Source organism: Phnomibacter sp. (assembly GCF_036803085.1).
Taxonomy (GTDB): Bacteria; Bacteroidota; Bacteroidia; order Chitinophagales; family Chitinophagaceae; genus Phnomibacter.
Genome location: NZ_DAIRUZ010000012.1, coordinates 1 through 22,048, shown reverse-complemented (window position 1 = coordinate 22,048; position 22,048 = coordinate 1). Strand labels below are relative to the sequence as shown.

The following is a 22,048-nucleotide window of genomic DNA, read 5'->3' as shown; positions in this document are numbered from 1 at the left end:
GCAAAGCTTAACTTTTGTACATCTAATCCCGCCCTTCATAAATACCAGAACCGTTGGGCGTCATTTTAAAGCGACAGTCCGTTAATTAAAGAGCATCCAAAAGACAAATTATTCGTATTTTTGAGGTATGACAAAAAAGCCACTTTATACTATCGGACACGGCAATAGAAAGTCAGAGGACTTTCTTGCTTTGCTGAAGGAATTTGGCATTGAATACCTTATTGATGTTCGTTCACAACCATATTCGAAATTCAACCCACAGTACAATCAGAATGACCTTAAATTTCTTTTGGAGCGTAATGGAATAAAGTATGTTTTTATGGGCGACAATATTGGTGGCAGACCCAAAGACACATCTTGTTACGACAGTGAAGGAAAAGTTGATTACGAAGTAGTAAAAACAAAGGAATTTTTCATTAGCGGAATTGAAAGATTAAAAACAGCTTACAATAAAGATATCAATGTTGTTATTATGTGTAGCGAAAGTAAGCCTTGTGAATGCCACAGAAGTAAATTAATTGGCAAGGTTTTAAACACAGACAATATTATTTTAAAACACATTGACGAAAACGGAAAAGTTAAAGACCAAGCAACTGTAATAAATGAACTTAATAAAGGGCTTTCTGCAATTGATTTGTTCGGTAACCCAATAAACGTTACATCAAGAAAAGCCTATCTATAAATATGGAGTTCTTCACAATTGGAGTTTACAACTCAACAGAAAACGAATTCTTCGATAAACTCACCCAAAATAATATTGATACATTTTGCGACATAAGGCAGCGTAGAGGTGTTAGAGGAGCAAAATACTCTTTTGTAAACAGCAATCGACTTCAAGAGAAATTAAATGACTTAGGCATTAAGTATGGTTATATTCAAGATTTAGCACCAACAACAGAAATTCGAGAATTACAAAAAGAAATAGACGCTGAAAGAGGCGAATTGAAAAGTGAAAGGCAAGAATTGGGGAAGGTTTTTGTAATTGAATATAAAAATAAAATATTGGGCAACTTTAACTTTGAAAAATTCTTTGAGAACCTTGATAATATTGGAGCAAACAAAATTGCACTCTTTTGTGTCGAAGAACATCCAGAGGCTTGTCATAGGTCAATTGTTGCTAATAAATTAGCAGATAATTTCAATTACAAAATAACCCATTTGTAAAATGGAGGTTTTAATAGTTTCTAAAACTCATATGTCACATAATGCTTGCGTTGGAGGACTTGTTCTTTCAAACAATCGCTATGTAAGGCTATTGAATAACGGAAACTATAATCAGCCAACAGACACGGATTTTGAAGTTGGTGATATTTGGGATTTAACCTTTACAAATAGAGCAATACTTCAACCACCACACATTGAAGATGTAATCATTTCTGCAAAATCATTTTTAAGAAGGGTTGACAATATGCCAAACTTCATTCGACAAAGGAATATCATTGATTGGAACGGGCATATCAACAATTTGTTTGGCAGACTTCTTCAATGGACAAATAGTGGGTCAGGCTATATTCCTTACGGTGGACAAATGCCAAACAAAAGTGTTGGTTTTTGGACTGCCGACCACGACCTTATACGAGTAACCTTTGACAGCAAAACACGTTTCAGGTATCCTAATGGAAATAATTATCGTAACATAAGTTATGTTGGTTATCAAGATACAATCGCAACAATTCCAGCAGGCACAATTTTAAGAGTTTCACTTTCAAGAATATTCCCACCTGAAAATTCAGAAATCACAGCACCAAGAGGTTATTATTTGCAACTGTCTGGCTGGTACATTAACGGGCAACAAAACAATCGACCAGTACCACCAATTGCTGACGATTTACCATTCTGACAAAAAACGAACGCCCAACAAAAGTATTTGCAAAAGCAGGGCTGGACATTGTACCATCAACTATGTGCAAGTATCAGCAGCGGTTCGGGCTCGACGTTCAATGTTCAGCTTTAGTTCATAACTTCAACAACATATTTTCAACTGGGCATTTGTTCCGGGCTGGACGTTCAATGAATTCCCTGCCTTCGCAAATACTCGAACGTTACCGGCAAGCATAAACAACGTCACAGCATACATTAAACAAACAAAAATATTTTTGGACAGATGACAGTAAAACCCAAAATCACAGAACTACTCAAACGACTAAATGACGGAGTGATTGAAAAGGAAGAAGTAATCGCTTTATCACTCCTATCTTCGGTTGCAGGAGAAAGTATTTTTCTTTTAGGTGCACCAGGAGTAGCAAAATCCTTAGTTGCAAGACGACTTAAATTCGCATACAAAGACGGCAGTTCATTTGAATATCTTATGAACCGTTTCAGCACGCCAGACGAAATATTTGGACCCGTTTCTATTTCTCAACTTAAAGACCACGACAAATACGAGAGAATTGTAAAAAATTACTTACCGACAGCAACGGTTGTTTTCCTTGACGAAATTTGGAAGGCAGGACCTTCAATACAAAACGCTTTATTGACTGTTCTTAACGAAAAGATTTACCGTAACGGAGAGCAAGAAATTCAAGTGCCAATGAAAGCACTTATTTCAGCTTCAAACGAATTGCCAAGCAAAGGCGAAGGACTTGAAGCCCTTTGGGACAGATTTCTTGTTCGCTTAATTGTTGATGGAATAAAGGACAAGCAGAGTTTCAATGACATGATTTCAAAGACATTGAACTCATACAGAGACACCGTTGGTGAAGCATTGAAAATCTCTGATGACGAATACAAAAAGTGGAACAAACAAATTGACGAAATAGAAATTCCTGAAAATGTGTTCAATGTAATTCACGTTATCAGGAGTTTTATAGACCAAAACAATCAGCGAGAAGAAAACAAACAAAATCCGATTTACATTTCAGACCGTAGGTGGAGAAAAATTGTTAGACTTCTTCGGACTTCTGCATTTCTCAATGACAGGAAAACAGTTGATTTAATGGATTGCTTTTTAATTAAAGATTGTCTTTGGAATGAGACAGAACAAATTCAAGCTGTTTCTCAGTTTGTTAGAGACGCTATCCAAAAACACGGATATAATCTTTCATTAAATATAAGTTCAATTTCAGACGAGTTGAAAGACTTTTGGAAAGAAGTGCTTGAAGAAACAAGTCACATGAAAAAGGTTCAAATACCCAAAATTTATTATCAGCATTTCTATTTCATTGAAGGCTTTAACCGACCTCTTATAAAAATTTCAGACTATAATCAATTAGGTGACGACTACACTAATGTAACATTCTATCAAAATTCAAGTGATGATTGGCAAAGAAGAAATTACCCGCAAAATTTCAGGATTAAATTAAGCAACAAGCCCAACAACATTGTTCATGATGGTCAACTACGAAAAATTGAAACAACAGACAGTGAAAAACCTGCAACTAAAAGACCACACCCTGCGGTTAAAAAAGATTGGGATAAACGAGTAAAAGTAGTTCTCACAACAGCAAGTAACCTCAAATCAAGAATAGATAGTTTTAAAAGTAATGACTTAAAGCATATTAGAACAAATCTGTTTGTAAATGAATCCTATGCAGAAATTGTCGAAGACAACTTAAGACAACTTCAAAATGAAATTGAAAAATTGGAAGTTGAAGTGAGTAGAATTCAGCATTTTTACGAAAATGTCGAACATGATGTTTTCATTGATTCTGCATTACTTAGTTTGTCAAATGGGAAAAGCGATTTTGCCCTTTCAGAGTTGACAGACGAATTTGAAGAATGGATTTTCGAACAATTGGAAAATCACGAGATTACAAACTCTCATGAATTTCTAAGTAACGACATGGATTACTACTTAAACAATACTGACATAGATGAAGACCTATATAATGAACTTAAAGAAGCTATCGAAAACCGCTTAGATAATGGACAATAAATTCGATAGGTTTGAAACATTCGGTTCAATTGCAGATGAAGTAACTAGAAGAAAGTTAGCTCAAAGCGTTTATTTTCAGTTGCAAAAGAAATCAGAAATCGGCATTGGCTTCGCCAATGCTGATACTGATAATTTTGCTACTGCTATTAATGAAATTCTCTCTAATCCCACAATGAAAGAATTGTGTTCAAAAGACCCTGAACTTGCTGAAAAGATAACACAGGATATTCTTGACTTCGTAAATAAGACCAAGAAACAATTAAATAAAACTGAGAATCCTTTTGAAAATGAAATAGAGCTAAAGCAAGAATTTGAACATAGCAAAAGGTCTGAATTCAAAAATAAATGGGAGAAAGTAAATCCAACGATTAAGAACAACTATGACAAAAAGGAGCTTGATGTTACTTTTTATGAAAAGGAGTTTGCCAAAAGTTTGGATGAAAAAAATAAAAACGATAAAGACAAGCCAAGTTTTGAAAGTGTAAAAGAACACTTCAATGAAAAGTGGGACGAATTACTTTACAAGAAACAAACAAAATGGGAACTTGACCAAATAGAAGAACAAAGGCAAAAATTCTGTGAAGAATTATACAAGCGTATTGAAGAACTGAAAAAATTGCAAGAAGCACTTGAGCCATTTACTAAAGAATTAGGACGGCTTTGGGATATGAGCAAAGGAAATTGGCAACGAGTAAATCTTGATATTTTAAAACGGTATGCTGAACTTTTGCAGAGAGACAAATCATTAAAAGAACTTGCCGAAATGCTTGGCAAAATGCGACAAGCTGAAAAAGAGTTTGAAGAAGAGCTTTTTGCAAACATTCAATTAAAACCAGAATGGAAAGTTGAACACGCAAGCAAAGCGGACTTAATCGGCATTCACGAAAGCGATGATTTAAGCAGTTTGCTACCGTCTGAAACAGCATTACTTGCTGACGAAACTATGCAATCTGTTTTCTTCAAAAAGTTTGCAGAAAAGAAACTGCAAACATTCGAGTATCAAGCAAAAATGCTCTCATACCGTGAAGAAGAATTTCAGGACAAACGACAAAAGGGAAAAGAAGAAGCTAAAGGGCCTTTTATCATTTGTGTTGATACGAGCGGTTCAATGCACGGAACACCTGAAACAGTTGCCAAGACACTTTGTTTCGCCATTTTGAAAATCGCCATTCGTGATAACCGAAAGTGTTATCTCATTTCGTTTTCGACAGGTATTGAAACGCTTAACCTGACAGATTTAAAAAACTCTTTGGATAAAATAATTTCTTTTCTTTCAATGAGTTTTCACGGTGGAACAGACGCAACTCCTGCTATGAGAGAAGCACTTAGAATGTTAACAACTCAGGACTTTAAAAAGGCAGACGTGATAATGGTTTCCGACTTTGTGATGTCTGCATTTGACAAAACAACACAAGACCAAGTAAAATCAGCGAAAGACAACAAAACAAAATTTCATAGTTTGGTAATTGGTAACAGCCAAAATCCAGCGACAATTAAGGACTTTGACAGTAATTGGTTTTACGACTTAAACAATCCAAACAGCGTATTGACACTCATTAAAAACATTAACGAACTATGACGACAGACAGAATGCCAGCCGGTAACAGCCGTTTGCCGCAATGGGGGCTGACGTGGTTAATTGAAGTGCAGTGCTTCTATCAAACTTTGTGCTTGGTTGATAGTGAAGTGCTCCGAAATCCCCCACTGCGCCAAGCGCCAAAACGTTATCGGCAATGGCAGGACAGAACGTGCTGAACAAACTGCAACATATCCCACCAATCAATTTCACACTTATCGTCATCATTCGTCAAGTCCATTAAAGGATATTTGACTTCAAAATATTGTCTTGCGACTTCTTCGATTTGCTCGATAGAAGCCACAGCCGATAACAAGTGTTTTGCGTCAGGCGGGGCGACTTGCCCTGCATCAGCATTTGTGGTTAATTCATCTTTCATACTTCTATTTTACTTTAGTGGTTAAAATCCCGCCCGAACGCCAAGCACCTTAACGTTAGCCTCTTCTCCAATACAAAGTTGGTAGCCACATTGCCGGCCCCATGGCCGGGTTGGGAGCCGTCGGCTTTTTTTTCTGCCCTGCACTTACATGAAGCCTCCCTTAAAAAATTAGTATCAAACAGCATGCCGCCCCCTCCTTTCCCAAATTTCCTTTCTTCCGAATGCCCAATTCCCTAATTTAGCCCTCCGGTCGCCTGCTGTTCTTGTTGCCCTGTTCTCCTCCTTTCGGGCAGCACCCACTGAATAGCCTTTTTTCAAAGACCGGATACGGAAAGGTGGATATTGTTTCACGAAATCCATTGTATGGCTAAAAAAGCTACAACACCACAATTGATGGTGACCTCAGAAATTGGCACATTGCGCCGTTTGCTGGTCCACAGTCCCGATAGCGGACTGGGCAAAGTTGTTCCGTCCAAAGCACAAGACTGGCTATTTGAAGACATTGTTCACCTCGACACCATTCGCAGAAAAGAGTACGACTACTACACCAAAGTGCTGCTCTATTTTCTCGACCCCGAAAAAGTAAAAGGCAAGCTCAGCGCCATTGATGCCCCACAGCGCAAACGCAACTTTTACAAACCCGGGCACAAAGATTTTTTCAAAAGTGACAAGGTGATTGAGCTGCAATGGCTGCTGGCCGACATCTTGAACAATCAGAAAACAAAACTAAAACTCGTGGCCTCTGTGTGTGCATTGGAAGGCGTGGCCTACGCTACGCAAATGCACATGATGGAACTCGATGCCGATGCGTTAGCTAAGCTCTTCATCAGCGGCACCAGCGACGACAATGAAATGCTCTTCGCTCCCATTCCCAATTTCATTTTCACCAGAGATATTGGCATCGTTATTAGCGACCATGTATTGCTGAATAAACCTGCCCGACAAGCCCGCACCCGTGAAGCATTGCTGGCCAAATACATTTTCTTCAACCATCCGTTGTTTGCCGCTTTTCAAAGCAAGATTTTAGAGATACCAGAAAAGCATCATCATTTTCTGAACCCCAAAGAAGGTGGCGAAAAAAAGGTAACGCTGGAAGGTGGCGATGTAATGGTGGTGAGCAAAGACCACCTGCTGATTGGAGTAAGTGAACGCACCAGTTGGGAAGCAGCACACCAGGCCATCAACCTGCTGTTTGAAGAAAAAGTAGTGAAGAAAGTAACCGTGGTACGCATTCCTAAAAAGCGGGACTACATGCACATCGACACGGTATTTACACAGGTAAAAAGAAACGTGTGGGTGATGCTCGGCAACTTCTCCAAAAAAGCAGTGAAGCGTTTGGACGAAGACCCCGTAGAACGCATATTGGAAAATGCCCCCAAGAAAGATGAAAAGATTTCGCTGATACAATTTCACCACAAGCAGCTGGACAAACCCGTGTATTTCGATAACCTCGAAGCCTTGCTGGAAGACATCAGCAAAAACGATTTGGGCTGCAAGGAAAAAGTAAAATTCATCTACAGCGGCAACAATGAATTTCCGTACGATGCCCGTGAGCAATGGACGGATAGCTGCAACCTGCTGGCCATAAAAGAAGGTGTGGTGCTGGGCTACGACCGCAACGACAAAACCGTGGATGCCTTTAAGCATGCGGGTTTCAATGTGGTGCATGTGGCCGATTTGCTGCAAGATTTTGAAGCCGGCAAAACCAGCCCCGAACAACTGAAAGACACATTCATCTTAATGCCTTCGGCAGAACTGAGCCGTGCTCGTGGAGGTTTCCATTGCATGAGCATGCCGTTGTTGCGGGATGAGATTGATTAACATTGTTTGTTGTTTTTAGTTTTTGGTTTGTGAATTGGGGTTTGTTGTTTGTGGTTCGCATTTTCAATCAGCTCCATTTTCAGTAGCTGATTTTTTATGCAAGCATTGTATACTACATGAACATCCTACATGTTAAATCAGCAAGCATCACTTACTGAACCAAAAACGAATAACCCCAAACCAAAAATTGTATTTGATGCAAACAACCAATCACTTACTCATGATACGCCCGGTTCGTTTTGGTTATAATGCTGAAACGGCCGTCAACAATGCTTTTCAGGTGGCGGATGCAGACCAGCAACGGGTACAACAGCAAGCCATTGCAGAGTTTGATGCTTTTGTAGATAAACTGCGTAATGCTGGTGTAGATGTAACGGTTATACAAGACACTGAAAGACCTCATACACCCGATTCTGTTTTTCCTAACAACTGGGTGTCTTTTCATGATGATGGCACTGTAGTGCTCTACCCTATGTTTGCAGAAAACAGAAGGCAAGAAAGAAAGCCCCATGTACTGGAAACTGTTGCAACTAAATTCAAAGTTGTGCAGCAAATAGACCTCACGGCTTACGAAGCGCAGCAACTGTTTTTAGAAGGTACAGGCAGCATGGTACTCGACAGAGAAAACCGTATTGCGTATGCCTGCCTCGCCCCCCGCACCGACCGTAGCGTGTTGCAAGATTTTTGCGACCGGCTGCAATACAAGCCCGTTGTATTTACTGCCGTCGATCAACATCATCAACCCATTTACCACACCAATGTGATGATGTGTGTGGCCGACAAATATGTAGTCATTTGCCTTGATAGCATTACCAACCACATCGAACAAAACGAAGTGGTGAAAACCATTGAAGCATCTGGCAAACAAGTCATCCCTATCACTTGGGAACAAATGAATCATTTTGCCGGCAACATGTTGCAGGTGCACAATGCAGCGGGTGAGAAAATACTGGTGATGTCGTCACAAGCATACGAAGCACTGACAGATGCGCAACGCCAACAACTGGAAGGCTACAACCGCATATTGCATTCTTCTTTACAAACCATTGAAACCAACGGTGGCGGTAGTGCCCGCTGCATGATAGCAGAAGTACATTTGCCGCTGCAATAATTTTTAAAACAGTAATGGTAAAACCTGCGAAAGCGAACGGGGTGCATAACCCAGCTCGCTTTTTGCTTTTGCTATGTGCAAGGTACTGCGAATGGGTCTTTTGGCAGGCTCCGCAAATTCCGCTCTGGTAACGGGTTGCACCAGTTGCGCATCAAAGCTGCCATGTGCTGCTACCAGCTGTGCAATGTCAAATGGTGTAAAGGTTTCTTCGCCACACAAGTGAAACACACCGGTGGCTTTTTGTACAACTATGCTGGTTATTCCTTCCGTCAAATCAGCTACATAAGTTGCTGTGCGATATTGATCGGTAAACACCCGAATGGTTTTGCCTTCTTTTAAATTGCCCCACACCCACAGCGGAAAAGTCGGGTTCAAACCGGGCAAATGCGGACCATACACCAGCACCGTTCTTACAATGCTCCATGGCAAGCCGGAGTTTTTTACCAACCCTTCTGCCAGCACTTTTGATTGGCCATAATAGTTGACAGCATTGTATGCATCGTCTTCAGCAAATGGGCCATCATCGCCAAACACAAAGTCGGTGCTCATAAAAAGCAGTCTACAGTTGCATACTTTACAGGCATCTACCACATGCTGCGTAGCCTGTACATTTACCGCATAGCAAAGTGCTTGTTGCTCTTCGCAATCGTTGGGCTTGCTCATGGCTGCACTATGGATGACGATGTCTGGTTGAAAAGCAGCAACCACATCGAGCACAGCTACGGGATGGAGCAAATCTAGCGGCAGGTATTGCACTTGCGCTGGCAAATGTTCGGGGCGTTTAGTTGCACGACCTGTACCGGCAACAACGGCATCATTTTGCTGCAACAACCGACTGACCAAATGTCGGCCTACAAAACCTGAAACGCCTGTAATGAGAATACGCATGCCCAACTTTTACTTTGTTTTTTCTTCAGTTATTTCTACCGTGTGAATGTCTTTGATTTTGTGCAGCACTGCGTCCAACCGGTTGAGCGGAATGCCTGCATGCACATCGCAAAACAAGGATTGCTCTACGTTATGAATAGTGCAACCTACTTGCTTTAAAATTGTCATTACATCGTTCAGCAAATCGTAGGTGCAATGAATGCGGTAGTTTTTTTCAACGGCTTTTTCTACTTCGGGTGTTACCTGCAACGCCAGTGATGCTGCGGTTTTATACGCATTAATAAGACCGGGAACACCAAGCAATGTGCCGCCAAAATACCGAACCACTACAATCATCACATTGGTCAGTCCTTTGCTGTCTATCTGCCCGAGTATGGGGCGGCCTGCAGAGCCGGATGGCTCACCATCGTCACTTACCCGAAACAGCAAATTGTCTAACCCAATGCGGTACGCAAAGCAATGATGCACTGCTTTGGGATGTCCTTTTTTGAGAGCTGCCAGGTTCTTTTTGAAATCGTCTGCCGTTTCAATGGGATAGGCATAAGCCAGAAAACGGCTACCCCTGTCTTTGAATTCTGCGAAGCCTTCTTTGGCAATGGTTTTGTAGTAAAAATTCATGCTCGTTTGCTGTTCCTGTTTTTGCGTATCTCCAATAAAAGCTATGCTGTTGTGTGCCGGTAAAATACCAGAATGCTATCCTGCTGAAGTTGAAGGGGTGATTCGCTGTGTGTTGCATTTTTCAGTGTTGGTGCCGCCACTCCGCTGCCCAGCAGCAATGCAGTGTTCGTGATGATGCGGGCTTCATCCCACAATTGTGCATCTATCAATGATTGCAACAATTGCCGGCCACCTTCTACCAATACACTTTGTATGCCGCGGCTATGCAATGCCTGCAGTAGCTGTGGCAAAAAATGAACATCATCTTTCAACTGAATCCATTCTTTGTTGCCGTGTATTTTTTGCAACAGACAATTGAACAGCAACGTGGGCTGCTCATCTTTCAGTAAATGATGCGTTGCAGGAATGCGCAGTTGTTTATCTATTACTACCCGCAGCGGAGAAAGCCCGGGCCAGTAGCGGTTATTGAGTTTTGGATTGTCGGTGATGGCCGTGTTGGTGCCCACCATAATAGCTGCTTCTTCGCTACGCCAGCGATGCACCATGCGGTTGCTGATGGCATTGGAAATAGCAATGTTTTTTTCTGTTTCACCAATGTATCCGTCGGCAGATTGAGCCCATTTCAACATGATGTATGGCCGCTGTTGCTGGTGATACGTGAAGAAACGCCGATTGAGTTGTAACGCTTCTTTTTCCAACACACCCCATGTAACATCAATGCCTGCTGCTTGCAGTTTCGCCATGCCCTTGCCATCCACTTCTGCATAGCTATCGCGGCAGGCTATCACTACGCGTTTTACTTTTTCAGTAATGAGCCGATCAGTGCAGGGTGGTGTTTTACCAAAATGAGCACAGGGCTCCAGGCTTACGTACATGGTGCTTTCTGCTATCAAATGCTGGTCATTCGGCTGCACCGATGCCAGGCAATTCACTTCGGCATGTGCCTGCCCGTATTGCTGATGGTAACCTTCACCAATAATGCGGCCATCATGCACCAGCACTGCGCCAACCATCGGATTGGGTGCTACATGGCCCGCTCCTACTACGGCCAGTTGCAAACAGCGATGCATGAATTGTTCGTCGATGGTCATTGCTGCAAATGTAGTCCTTCAAAGGGTTGCTCATCAGAAAGACAGGCAGGCAATTGGCCAACCTACACAGCAGCAGTGTGCAATGCCGCTTTTACAGCCGGCATAATTTCTGTGCCGAAAATTTCGATGGATTGCATCAATGCAAGATGCGATGGCCCGCCCACATCCATGTGTGCCGAAAAACGGGTAAGGCCAAACAGTTCCTGCATTTGTAAAATTTTATCAATGGCTTCTTGTGCATCACTAATAAGCAAATGCCCGTTGCTGCTGCGGCCTGCTTCAAACTGATTGCGCTGATAAGGCGCCCAACCACGATCGGCACCTACCCTGTTCATTTGCGCCGCATAATGCGGGTAATAGGCATCAGCAACCTGCTGACTATTTTTGCCAAAAAATGCATGCATGTGTACGCCTACCTGCAACTTGGCAGGGTCGTGACCAAAGTGCTGCCACGCCTCCCGATAGTATTGAAACAGCGGTTGAAAATGTTTCGGATTGCCACCAATAATGGCGAAGATGACTGGCAGTCCCAAACGGGCTGCACGTACCACCGATTCTGGCGTACCGCCCACTGCTACCCATATGGGCAAATGATTGTTGGTAGCCCTTGGTAAAATGAGTTGATTGTTCAAGGCCGGCCGCAATTTTCCTTTCCAGGTAATGCGTTCCTGCTGATTGATTTTTACCAGCAAATCCAGCTTTTCTTCAAACAAGGTTTCGTAATCTTTCAAATCATATCCATACACCGGAAAAGATTCGATGAAACTACCCCTGCCTGCACAAATCTCTGCTCGTCCGCCGGAGAGTAAATCAATGGTAGCAAACTGCTGATACACCCGCACCGGATCGGCAGAGCTGAGCACGGTAACGCCACTACCGAGCTTGATGCGTTTGGTAACACTGGCGGCGGCAGCTAAAATAATTTCAGGAACAGATACCGCATAGTCGGGCCGGTGATGCTCGCCAATACCGAAAAAGTCAACGCCTATTTCATCCATCAGCTTTACTTCTTCCAACAGCTCTTGCAACCGCTGACCAGTAGGCAATGCCTTGCCATCGGGAGTAAAATGATTGTCGCCAAACATGCCGATTCCGAGTTCCATCTGTACTTCAATTTGCTGCAAACATAGTTCAGCAATTGCGCTGCTCACAAAGCTTTGCATTCCTTTTCACAAAAAAGAAACCCCTTCTTGCGAAGGGGCTCTCCTTAACTAACAACCAACTGCGACCTCGGGTACCGGTAAGACTACCAGCCACCGCCGAGTGCTTTATACAAATTCACTGATGTTTGCCATTGTTGTTTTTTTGCAGCTATCACTTCCAGCCTTGCCTGTAACGCATTTTGCTGGTTGATGAGCAACTCCAGATATGTGGCTCTGCCGGAACGGAACAATGCAGAAGCTGTTTCAATAGAAGTCGTCAACACTTTGGCCTGTTCATTGCGCTGCTGATACAATTGCTCCAGGTTTTGCAAACGCTTCATTTCGTTGAACACTTCTGCCACACCTGTCAGTACCGTTTGCTGGTACTGATACAAGGCTTCAATCTGTCGGGCATTGGCCGAAGCAAATTCTGCTTTCAAGGCACCACGGTTGAGGATAGGCGCTACAATACTACCGGCTAAAGCATACGCCATAGACTCGGGTGTGCGAAACAATAAATTGGGTTGAAAGGCCTGATAACCGAAGGCAGCTGTGATGTTGAAGCCGGGCAAAAACGCAGCTCTGGCGGCTTGCACATCCATCTTTGTTGCTTCCAGCAAATACGTGGCCTGCCTGATATCGGGGCGCTGACGCAACAACATAGCAGGCACACCGGTTTGCATAGCAGGAATTGCAGAAGCCAAATAATTCGCAGTATCACGTACTACGGTACCGGGAAACTTACCTAAAAGCAACTGCATTGCCGTTTCATGATCTACCACCTGCTGCTGCAATTGGGTTTTCATGGCTCTTGTGTTAAGCAACTGCGCAGCAAACTGCTCAACCGCCAACTGATTGGCTGCAGCAGCTTCTTTTTGTACTTGCACAATATTCAACGCATTTTCCTGCAGCAAAATGGTTTCATCAACTATGCGCAGCATATTGTCCAAGGCTTGCAGCTCATAGTAGTGCAGCGCAATGTTGGATACCACTTGCGTGGTCATCCAGTTGCGGCCTTCATTGCTGGCCAGCCAGCGGGCTGTAGCTGCTTGTTTGCGGCTGCGCAGTTTGCCCCACACATCGGCCTCCCAAGATGATTGCAGGCCTACATAAATATCAGGCAGGTTAATCGGTACTATTTTACCCGGTTGAATAAACGTGCTGATGTTGCCCGCTCCATCCATCGTATACAAACCATAGCGGCGAATGGCCGGCGACAGGTTGGCATTGAGTGTCGGTATCATGGCCGCTTTGCTGCGCAATAAATCTGCATTGGCCATCAGCACACGTTGATTGGCTATTTGCAAATCGGGGTTGTACAGCATGGCGGTATCAATCAACGCATGCAAATGTTTATCGGTAAAAAAATTGCGCCAGCTGAGTATCCCACTATTGCTGGTGTCTGCATCTGTCCATTCACCGTAGGTTGTTGGCGCCTGTTCTACCTCAGGCATTTTAGGTAAAACCGGTGCACAAGCCCACAGAAAGAGTAGGCCCACTATCACCCATTGTGTATTGCTGTTTTTCAATTGCATGATGTTATATTTCTTCGGTAAATGGTTTTTCTTCCTTGCGTCCTGTTTTGGCAAACCGCTCGGCCAGCGTAGCGAAAATCACATACAGACCGGGGATAACGATGACACCAAACACAGTACCAAACAGCATACCGCCTGCAGCGGCAGTACCGATGGTTTTGTTGCCGATGGCGCCTGCACCCGATGCCAGCATGAGCGGAATAAGACCGGCAATGAATGCGAAAGAAGTCATGAGGATGGGGCGCAAACGAGCCGATGCACCTTCGATGGCTGCCTGCAAGGGCCGCAGTCCTTCACGGTGGCGCAGTGAAGCAAACTCTACAATGAGGATAGCGTTTTTACCCAGCAACCCAATCAACATGATCATAGCTACCTGTGCGTAAATGTTGTTTTCCAAACCGAGTGCCCACAGCAAAAGGAAGGCACCGAAAATGCCAGTAGGCAGTGAAAGAATAACCGGCATCGGCAGCAGGAAACTTTCGTATTGCGCTGCCAGCAGCAGGTACACAAACACCAAACAAATCAGGAAGATGATCACGGCTTCGTTGCCCGAGTTGGCCTGATCACGGCTGGAGCCAGCCCAGTCGTAAGAGAAGCCCTTCGGTAGTTTTTCGGCCGCTGCTTTTTTAATCGCATCCAATGCCTGACCACTACTGTAACCCGGCGCCGGTTCACCGTTAACCATTGCCGAAGGATACATGTTGTAGCGGGTTACCTGCTCAGGACCGTACACTTTGTTGATTTGCAGGAATGCTGATACTGGCACCATTTCTCCGTCCTTGTTTTTCACATACAACTTCATGATGTCCTCGGGCTTGGCACGGTATTCCGGCGAAGCCTGCACCATCACTTTATACATTTGTCCGAAGCGGATGAAGTTGGTGGCGTATTCACTACCCAAAAACACTTGCAGCGTACTGAGTACATCAGCGAGTATCACACCTTTCTGTGCCGCCTTCACATTGTCTACACTCACCATGTATTGCGGAAAGCTGGCATCAAACGTGGTAAAGGCGTTGGCTACTTCGGGCAGTTCGTTGAGCACTTTCACAAATTCAGCTGCCGTTTTTTCTAGGTACTTCAAATCGCCGAAACCGGTTTTATCCAACAGGCGCATTTCAAAACCACTCGAGTTGCCATAGCCCGGCACCGGTGGTGGCGAGAAGAATTCAATGCGGGCATCTTTGATGTGTTTGGTTCTTTCCCGCAGGGTATCCATCAGTTGTTTGTCGGTGAGTTTTCTTTCGTGCCATTTTTTCAAGCCAATCAGGTTCATACCATAGGTTGCACCCGTACCTTCTGAGAGCACACTGTAACCCGCCAGCGTACTCACGGCATCCACACCGTCTATCTGCTGTGCTGTTTGCTGAATGGCATCTACCACCTGCTCGGTACGCTCCAGGGTAGCACCGGCAGGCGTGGTTACGTTAGCATAAATCGTCGCCTGGTCTTCGTTGGGAATAAAACCTGTAGGCAATATCGAACCAAACAAGCCGGTGCCCATCGTAAATCCGATAATCGTTACCCAAGTAATTACCCTCCTGTTGGCAATGATTTCGATGAGGCGTTTGTATTTGCCCGACAATCCTTCATACCAGGTATTGAAGCCGCCGAAGAAACGCTGCAACCAATTACGCTTAGCTTTTGGATTGTGATGATGCCGCTTGAGCATGGTGGCACAGAGTGCCGGTGTCAACGTTAAGGCAACCACACCGGAGAGTACAATGGAGATAGCCATCGTCAATGAAAACTGGCGGTAGAACACACCCGTTGGTCCCGACATAAACGATACCGGAATGAACACCGCTGCCATTACCAACGTGATGGCAATGATGGCGCCGGTAATTTCCCGCATGGCTTTTTCGGTGGCTTTGCGGGGCCCGATTTTGGAATGTTCCATGTGGGCATGCACAGCTTCAATTACCACAATGGCATTGTCTACCACAATACCAATGGCCAGCACCAATGCAAACAACGTGATGAGGTTGATGGAGAAGCCCAGCAACTGCATGAAGAAGAATGTACCCACCAAGGAAACCGGTACCGCAATGGCCGGAATGATGGTAGAACGGAAATCTTGCAGGAAGATGAACACCACCAAGGCTACGAGTAAGAAGGCTTCCACCAACGTTTTGATTACTTCATCAATAGAGGCATCGAGAAAGGAAGACACGTCGTAGCTGATGGTGTATTCCATCCCCGCAGGGAAAGATGTTTTCAACTCGGCCATGCGGCTCTTGATGTTGGCAATCACCTCACTGGCATTACTACCAGGACGCTGCTTCAACATGATGGCTGCTGATGGCTTACCGTTTTCTTTGGAGATAACGTCGTATTCCAAAGAACCAAATTCTACATCGGCTACATCTTTCAGTTTTACTACTTCCCCGGTTACATTGCTTTTCAGCACTACATTTTCGTACTGCTCTTCGGTGTTGTACTTACCGGTATACTTCAGTACATACTGCAGTGCCTGTGGCGATCTGCCGGAAGCTTCACCAATTTTACCCGGTGCTGCTTCTACGTTTTGGCCTTTCAGGCTTTGTACAATGTCTTCGGTAGAAATATCGTAGGCTGTCATCTGGTCGGGCTTTAGCCACACCCGCATGGCGTATTCCCGCATGCCCATGATGTCGGCAAAACCCACACCATCAATCCGCTTCAGTTCGGGCAGCAGGTTGATATCGGTATAGTTGTACAAAAACTTTTCATCCATGGCCGAATCGGTGGAGAGTATGTTGAGGTACATCAACATACTGTTCTGCACTTTTTCTACCAGTACGCCGGCTTTAATTACTTCTTCGGGCAATTCATCCAGCGTAGATGACACACGGTTTTGCACGTTTACCGCTGCTACTTCGGGGTCGGTACCGGCTTTAAAAATGATTTGAATCACACTGGTACCATCGTTGCCAGACACCGATGACATGTACGCCATACCGGGCACACCGTTGATGGCTCTTTCGAGAGGTGTAACTACAGCCTTTACACAGGCTTCGGCGTTGGCACCGGTGTACTTGGTGGTTACGTTTACTTCGGGTGGTGCAATATCAGGAAACTGCGTAACCGGTAGTTGCGTCATGGCCAGCACACCCAACAACGTAATGATGAGGGATATGACAATAGACAACACCGGCCGGTGTATAAATTTTTCAGTCATGCCTTATGTAAGTTGAAATGTGTACTGCTTAGCGACGGGCCATGGCAGAAAATGATGTTTGCTGAGGTACAATTTTGTCACCTTCTTTTACCTGCTGAATGCCTTCGTAAATAATGCGGTCTTTTACTGAAAGACCACCACTGATGACATACATGTGCGGAAAGCGATGGCTCACTTCTACATTGCGCATCCGCACTGTGTTGTTGGCATCCACTACATACACAAATGTTTTTTCCTGAATTTCGAAACTCGATTTTTGCGGAATCACCAACGCATCGTTCAGCTCACTGTTGATGAGCACTTTGCCGGTAGAACCGTGGCGCAGCAAATGTTGTGGATTGGCAAACCGTGCACGAAAGGCAATATTGCCCGTGCTGATATCAATTTCGTTTTCGTTGGTTTCTATTTTACCCATGTGCGGAAAACGCTGCTGATCGGCCAGCACTAATCCCACCTCGTTGTGATGGGCATCGTCTTTCTTTTTTTGAAACTGCAGGTAGTCTTGCTCCGACATATTGAAGTAAGCAAACACTTCATCGTTGTTGGAAATAGTGGTGAGCAAATCACCTTCCTGCACCACACTACCCCGCTTGTTGGGAATGCGGTTGATAACGCCATTGAATGGTGCCCGTACCTCAGAAAATGAGAGGTACACACGGGCTATGGAGATGGAAGATTTCACTTCTTCAATCTTCGCTTCGATGGCTTCTACTTTGGCTTGTGCCATTTCCAGTTCGGAGTTGGACACAATGTTTTTGGCCACCAGCATTTTGGTGTTTTTCAATTCTACTTCTGCCACTTTCAGTTCGGCCTGCACACTCTTGAGTTGAGCATTGGCCTTCAATAATTCTTCGCGGTAGCGGCGGCTGGTAAGGGTAAATAAGAGTTGGCCTGCCTGCACAGGCTTGCCTTCATCTACATGAATTTTTTCAATGAATGCCGCATCCATCCGGGAGCGGATTTCTACGTTTTGTACCGATTGAATTTCGGCAATGTATTCACGGGCATACACCGTGTCGAGCAATTCGGGAGTAACTACTGTAAATTTTTGCGGAGCGGCAGTATCCTGTTCTTGCTTGGGCGAACAAGCGTTCAGCAATAACACGATAGCCATAGCCGGAAACCAGCTATTGCGCTGTATAAAATGCATGGTTGATTAGTTGTAAGTATCTGATGAAAAGGAATGCTGTAAAACATAAATACAGCACCGGAGTCACAACACTTGGCTGTGCATCCTTTAATAAAATCGAGGATAAATACAACTAAGCTTCCGGAGGAGGCGTATTGAGTTCGTAACTCATTTCTAATGCTCCAGCCGCATTGGCTTTGGCATTATGATTGCTGGTAAAAACCGATGGAGAATCGAGTTGCGCAATATAAAATAGGCTGCTGCAAAAGTCATCAGCAATGGCTGTTTCTATTTGCAAACCATCATCGACATCGTGATGATCTTGTGTAGATGAATCGTGATGATCGAGCAGTGTTTCATCTACCCATTCGTATACACTGTTCACCACATCGCAGGTACTACCTATGGTACCTGCCATGCCTTGGTCTTCTACCTGTGGCAGCAGCATGGCACTATTTACATGCACCAATAGTAAAAAGATGGTCAACAGTTGTTTCATAAAAAAGTGCGGCGAAGATAGCCAGAATTGATACTGTCGGTTTTGGACAGCCAACCATAAAGAAATTCTTAACATCTTTTGTCCGCCCTTGTTTGACGACAAATAAAAAAAGCCCTGCGGATGCAAGGCTATTTAAGGATGTATTAGCGTCTTATAACTTTTCGGGATGTTCGTTCCGAAACACCACCACACCATCAAACACATCTACTAATACCGGTTTTGTTTTATCAATATCACCGGCCAAAATGCGTTTGCTCAGCTGGTTGATGATTTCTTTTTGAATCAACCGTTTGAGTGGCCGTGCACCAAATTGTACATCGTAGCCATTCTCTGCCAGATAGTCGATAGCATACTCGCTGAAGTGCAATTCAATGCCGCTGTCGGCAATGAGTTGTTGCAGGTTTTTCAACTGTATGCGAATGATGCCACGGATTTCTTTACGCATCAGCGGCTGGAACATAATGATGTCATCTACCCGGTTTAAAAACTCGGGGCGAATGGTTTGCTTCAGCAGCTGCATTACTTCCAGCTTGGCTTTTTCGTTGGCCTCTTCCAAATGGTTTTCATCCACGCCATCAAAAGCATCTTGTATGAGGTGGCTGCCAATATTGCTGGTCATAATGATGATGGTGTTTTTAAAATTCACCATGCGGCCTTTGTTGTCGGTGAGGCGGCCATCATCCAGCACTTGCAGCAGCACGTTCCATACATCGGGGTGAGCTTTTTCTATTTCATCGAGCAGCACCACACTGTAAGGTTTGCGGCGCACCGCTTCGGTGAGCTGTCCACCTTCATCATACCCTACATAGCCCGGAGGCGCACCTACCAACCGGCTCACCGTGTGCTTCTCCTGGTACTCACTCATGTCGATGCGGGTCATCATGCTTTCGTCATCAAACAGGTATTCGGCCAGCGCTTTGGCCAGCTCTGTTTTACCCACACCCGTGGTACCCAAAAAGATAAATGAACCAATGGGCTTGCGTGGATCGCTGAGGCCTGCCCGGCTCCGGCGGATGGCATCGGCCACGGCCGTAATGGCTTCCTCCTGCCCCACTACTCTGTGGTGCAGTTCTGTTTCCAGATGCAGCAGTTTTTCCCTTTCGCTTTGCATCATTTTGCTCACGGGTATACCGGTGGCTTTTGCAATGTTTTCGGCAATGTCTTCGGCATCTACTTCTTCTTTCAGCAATCGCTTTTCGCTGATGGCATCCAGCTGTGCAGACAGTTGCACAATCAATTCTTCCTGCTCTTTTACCTTGCCGTAGCGTATTTCTGCCACACGGCCATAGTCGCCGTTGCGTTCGGCCTGCTCGGCTTCCTGCTTCAGTTGTTCAATAGCCGCTTTGGCGTTTTGTACTTTTTCTACAATTTCTTTTTCCTGCTGCCACTTGGCTTTAAACGTATCCCGCTCTACCGCCAGGTTGGCTATTTCGGTATTCAGTTCTTTCAGCTTGGCTTCATCATTTTCCCGCTTGATGGCTTCCCGCTCAATTTCCAGCTGGCGTATCTGCCGTTCGAGCTTGTCGAGCTCTTCGGGCATGCTGTTCATTTCGAGGCGCAGCTTGGCCGCACTTTCATCAATGAGGTCGATGGCTTTATCGGGTAAAAAACGATCGGTGATGTAGCGCTGCGACAGCTCCACTGCCGCAATAATGGCTTCGTCTTTGATGCGTACATGGTGGTGCGTTTCGTAGCGGTCTTTCAAACCCCGCAAAATAGAAATGGCATCTTCCACACTGGGCTCTTCAATCATTACTTTTTGAAAACGCCTTTCGAGTGCCTTGTCTTTTTCAAAAAACTTCTGGTACTCGTTGAGCGTGGTAGCTCCAATGGCACGGAGTTCGCCACGGGCCAGTGCGGGTTTTAAAATGTTGGCAGCATCCATGGCACCTTCACCACCGCCAGCCCCAACCAACGTATGTATTTCATCAATAAACAAAATGATTTCACCATCGCTGCTGGCTACTTCTTTCACCACCCCTTTCAGGCGTTCTTCAAATTCGCCTTTGTATTTGGCACCGGCTATCAGCTGGCCCATATCGAGGGCATATATGATTTTGCTCTTCAGGTTTTCGGGCACATCGCCATTTACAATGCGCATGGCCAGGCCTTCGGCAATGGCGGTTTTACCCACGCCGGGTTCGCCCACCAGTATGGGGTTGTTTTTGCTGCGCCGGCTGAGGATGTGCAGCGTTCTGCGAATTTCTTCATCGCGGCCAATCACCGGATCGAGCTTGCCCTGACGGGCCATTTCGTTGAGGTTTTTGGCATACTTGTTCAGCGCATTAAACTGTGTTTCCTGTGTTTGCGATTGAATGGTATCACCCTTGCGCAATTCTTTCACCGCTGCTACAAAACCCTTTTCGGTAAGGCCGGCTTCTTTCAGCATTTTGGCGGTGCTGTCGCTGCCTTGCAGCAGGGCCAGCAGCAGGTGTTCGGGTGCCACAAATTCATCGCCAAAAGTTTTGAGCACGGTGCCTGCCCGCAGTACTGCGGTGTTGGCATCGCGGCCAATGGATTGTGCCGGCGTAGCACCTGCCCCCGCTTTGGGCAATTTTTGGATGGCTTCGTCGAGCTTGCTTTGCAGCACGTTCACCGATACGTTGTTCTTTTTCAATAAGAACTCCACCGGCGATTCTTCCTGATCGAGCAGGGCTTTGAGGATATGTTCGGTTTCGATGTTGACGCTGCTGTGGTTGAAGGCCAACTGCTGACTGGCAGCCACCACTTCCTGCGCTTTAATCGTGAAATTGTTGAGGTTCATATGTAATATTTTGTATTGATACGGATGGACAAACCAAATGCATCAAACCTCAAACCAGCCTCTGTTTTGCTGCAATACTGGCAGCAGTAGTACACAAAAGCAGCCTGAACGGCAGAAGCAAATATGACGACCTGAAAAAAAGGCGGGAATGGTGGGTGGCGGGTAGTTGATGGTTAGTAGTTGGTGGTTGATGGGAGCAGCAGCCGGTTGCTGTTGGTTTGGCGGTTTAGGGATGGTAGCTGGGCGATGAAAAAGAGGGCTTTAAAAAGGTTGCAGTACTGCAACAATACAAAAGGTATAACCGGGTAGATTGTACTAATAACAATACAAAATGTATAACGCTATAACATTGAAAATCAATAATGTTTCATTAGGCGTTTTTTGAAATAGTATCATATATTTACGTGTTGTGCGTCATATTATGAAGAGTCTCATACTCCTAGCATTCTTTTTTTTAAGTA

Annotated in this window: 17 protein-coding genes; 7 read left to right on the top strand and 10 right to left on the bottom strand. The window is 44.7% G+C overall.

Going from position 1 to position 22,048, the window contains the following annotated elements; genetic code table 11:
- The first annotated feature begins 127 nt into the window (after positions 1 to 127).
- The 5 genes from V7Q13_RS17345 (at position 128) to V7Q13_RS17325 (ending at position 5,453) form a co-directional block, all read left to right on the top strand.
- Positions 128 to 682, top strand: coding sequence for a DUF488 domain-containing protein (locus tag V7Q13_RS17345; protein WP_333801931.1), 555 nt, complete (start codon positions 128 to 130; stop codon positions 680 to 682).
- 2 nt (positions 683 to 684) lie between these two features.
- The gene (locus V7Q13_RS17340) at positions 685 to 1,164 is read left to right on the top strand and encodes a DUF488 domain-containing protein (RefSeq protein WP_333801930.1); all 480 of its coding nucleotides are present in this window, start codon (positions 685 to 687) and stop codon (positions 1,162 to 1,164) included.
- 1 nt (position 1,165) lies between these two features.
- On the top strand, positions 1,166 to 1,840 hold the full coding sequence (locus V7Q13_RS17335; RefSeq protein WP_333801929.1) for a dual OB domain-containing protein: 675 nt from the start codon (positions 1,166 to 1,168) through the stop codon (positions 1,838 to 1,840).
- Positions 1,841 to 2,104: 264 nt separating this feature from the next.
- Positions 2,105 to 3,874, top strand: coding sequence for an AAA family ATPase (locus tag V7Q13_RS17330; RefSeq protein WP_333801928.1), 1,770 nt, complete (start codon positions 2,105 to 2,107; stop codon positions 3,872 to 3,874).
- Entirely contained in the window at positions 3,864 to 5,453 is a 1,590-nt protein-coding gene (locus V7Q13_RS17325) for a VWA domain-containing protein (RefSeq protein WP_333801927.1), read from the top strand. Before V7Q13_RS17330 ends, V7Q13_RS17325 begins: the two co-directional genes overlap by 11 nt.
- Before the next feature lie 145 nt (positions 5,454 to 5,598).
- On the opposite strand, the gene V7Q13_RS17320 is transcribed toward V7Q13_RS17325, so the two are convergent.
- Complete coding sequence (locus tag V7Q13_RS17320; protein WP_333801926.1) at positions 5,599 to 5,829, bottom strand: hypothetical protein; 231 nt, start codon at positions 5,827 to 5,829, stop codon at positions 5,599 to 5,601.
- A gap of 363 nt (positions 5,830 to 6,192) precedes the next feature.
- On the opposite strand from V7Q13_RS17320, the gene V7Q13_RS17315 reads away from it, so the two are divergent.
- Together V7Q13_RS17315 and ctlX are read left to right on the top strand one after the other, a co-directional pair.
- Positions 6,193 to 7,650, top strand: a complete 1,458-nt coding sequence (locus tag V7Q13_RS17315) for an arginine deiminase family protein (protein WP_333801925.1) — start codon at positions 6,193 to 6,195, stop codon at positions 7,648 to 7,650.
- A gap of 196 nt (positions 7,651 to 7,846) precedes the next feature.
- Positions 7,847 to 8,761, top strand: a complete 915-nt coding sequence (ctlX, locus tag V7Q13_RS17310; protein WP_333801924.1) for a citrulline utilization hydrolase CtlX — start codon at positions 7,847 to 7,849, stop codon at positions 8,759 to 8,761.
- 3 nt (positions 8,762 to 8,764) lie between these two features.
- On the opposite strand, the gene V7Q13_RS17305 is transcribed toward ctlX, so the two are convergent.
- From V7Q13_RS17305 to clpB, 9 genes are all read right to left on the bottom strand, one after another.
- Positions 8,765 to 9,649: an SDR family oxidoreductase gene (locus V7Q13_RS17305; RefSeq protein ID WP_333801923.1), complete on the bottom strand. Its 885-nt coding sequence runs from the start codon at positions 9,647 to 9,649 to the stop codon at positions 8,765 to 8,767.
- Between the two features lie 9 nt (positions 9,650 to 9,658).
- The gene (locus V7Q13_RS17300) at positions 9,659 to 10,267 is read right to left on the bottom strand and encodes an IMPACT family protein (RefSeq protein ID WP_333801922.1); all 609 of its coding nucleotides are present in this window, start codon (positions 10,265 to 10,267) and stop codon (positions 9,659 to 9,661) included.
- A gap of 41 nt (positions 10,268 to 10,308) precedes the next feature.
- Positions 10,309 to 11,358, bottom strand: a complete 1,050-nt coding sequence (ribD, locus tag V7Q13_RS17295) for a bifunctional diaminohydroxyphosphoribosylaminopyrimidine deaminase/5-amino-6-(5-phosphoribosylamino)uracil reductase RibD (RefSeq protein ID WP_333801921.1) — start codon at positions 11,356 to 11,358, stop codon at positions 10,309 to 10,311.
- 62 nt (positions 11,359 to 11,420) lie between these two features.
- Positions 11,421 to 12,461: an LLM class flavin-dependent oxidoreductase gene (locus V7Q13_RS17290; protein WP_333801920.1), complete on the bottom strand. Its 1,041-nt coding sequence runs from the start codon at positions 12,459 to 12,461 to the stop codon at positions 11,421 to 11,423.
- A 143-nt stretch (positions 12,462 to 12,604) separates the two neighbouring features.
- The gene (locus tag V7Q13_RS17285) at positions 12,605 to 14,035 is read right to left on the bottom strand and encodes a TolC family protein (RefSeq protein ID WP_333801919.1); all 1,431 of its coding nucleotides are present in this window, start codon (positions 14,033 to 14,035) and stop codon (positions 12,605 to 12,607) included.
- Between the two features lie 4 nt (positions 14,036 to 14,039).
- Positions 14,040 to 17,195, bottom strand: a complete 3,156-nt coding sequence (locus tag V7Q13_RS17280) for an efflux RND transporter permease subunit (protein WP_333801918.1) — start codon at positions 17,193 to 17,195, stop codon at positions 14,040 to 14,042.
- Between the two features lie 28 nt (positions 17,196 to 17,223).
- On the bottom strand, positions 17,224 to 18,345 hold the full coding sequence (locus V7Q13_RS17275; RefSeq protein WP_333801917.1) for an efflux RND transporter periplasmic adaptor subunit: 1,122 nt from the start codon (positions 18,343 to 18,345) through the stop codon (positions 17,224 to 17,226).
- 112 nt (positions 18,346 to 18,457) lie between these two features.
- Positions 18,458 to 18,823, bottom strand: a complete 366-nt coding sequence (locus V7Q13_RS17270) for a hypothetical protein (RefSeq protein ID WP_333801916.1) — start codon at positions 18,821 to 18,823, stop codon at positions 18,458 to 18,460.
- Positions 18,824 to 18,974: 151 nt separating this feature from the next.
- Entirely contained in the window at positions 18,975 to 21,587 is a 2,613-nt protein-coding gene (clpB, locus tag V7Q13_RS17265; RefSeq protein WP_333801915.1) for an ATP-dependent chaperone ClpB, read from the bottom strand.
- Positions 21,588 to 22,048: the final 461 nt, after the last annotated feature.

Coding starts and splice junctions, on each gene's coding strand:
- V7Q13_RS17315 (WP_333801925.1), top strand. CDS start 6,193: ATGGCTAAAAAAGCTACAACACCACAATTGATGGTGACCTCAGAAATT.
- V7Q13_RS17320 (WP_333801926.1), bottom strand. CDS start 5,829: ATGAAAGATGAATTAACCACAAATGCTGATGCAGGGCAAGTCGCCCCG.
- V7Q13_RS17290 (WP_333801920.1), bottom strand. CDS start 12,461: ATGGAACTCGGAATCGGCATGTTTGGCGACAATCATTTTACTCCCGAT.
- V7Q13_RS17285 (WP_333801919.1), bottom strand. CDS start 14,035: ATGCAATTGAAAAACAGCAATACACAATGGGTGATAGTGGGCCTACTC.
- V7Q13_RS17305 (WP_333801923.1), bottom strand. CDS start 9,649: ATGCGTATTCTCATTACAGGCGTTTCAGGTTTTGTAGGCCGACATTTG.
- V7Q13_RS17340 (WP_333801930.1), top strand. CDS start 685: ATGGAGTTCTTCACAATTGGAGTTTACAACTCAACAGAAAACGAATTC.
- V7Q13_RS17275 (WP_333801917.1), bottom strand. CDS start 18,345: ATGCATTTTATACAGCGCAATAGCTGGTTTCCGGCTATGGCTATCGTG.
- V7Q13_RS17345 (WP_333801931.1), top strand. CDS start 128: ATGACAAAAAAGCCACTTTATACTATCGGACACGGCAATAGAAAGTCA.
- V7Q13_RS17270 (WP_333801916.1), bottom strand. CDS start 18,823: ATGAAACAACTGTTGACCATCTTTTTACTATTGGTGCATGTAAATAGT.
- V7Q13_RS17335 (WP_333801929.1), top strand. CDS start 1,166: ATGGAGGTTTTAATAGTTTCTAAAACTCATATGTCACATAATGCTTGC.
- V7Q13_RS17300 (WP_333801922.1), bottom strand. CDS start 10,267: ATGAATTTTTACTACAAAACCATTGCCAAAGAAGGCTTCGCAGAATTC.
- ctlX (WP_333801924.1), top strand. CDS start 7,847: ATGCAAACAACCAATCACTTACTCATGATACGCCCGGTTCGTTTTGGT.
- ribD (WP_333801921.1), bottom strand. CDS start 11,358: ATGACCATCGACGAACAATTCATGCATCGCTGTTTGCAACTGGCCGTA.
- V7Q13_RS17325 (WP_333801927.1), top strand. CDS start 3,864: ATGGACAATAAATTCGATAGGTTTGAAACATTCGGTTCAATTGCAGAT.
- V7Q13_RS17280 (WP_333801918.1), bottom strand. CDS start 17,195: ATGACTGAAAAATTTATACACCGGCCGGTGTTGTCTATTGTCATATCC.
- V7Q13_RS17330 (WP_333801928.1), top strand. CDS start 2,105: ATGACAGTAAAACCCAAAATCACAGAACTACTCAAACGACTAAATGAC.
- clpB (WP_333801915.1), bottom strand. CDS start 21,587: ATGAACCTCAACAATTTCACGATTAAAGCGCAGGAAGTGGTGGCTGCC.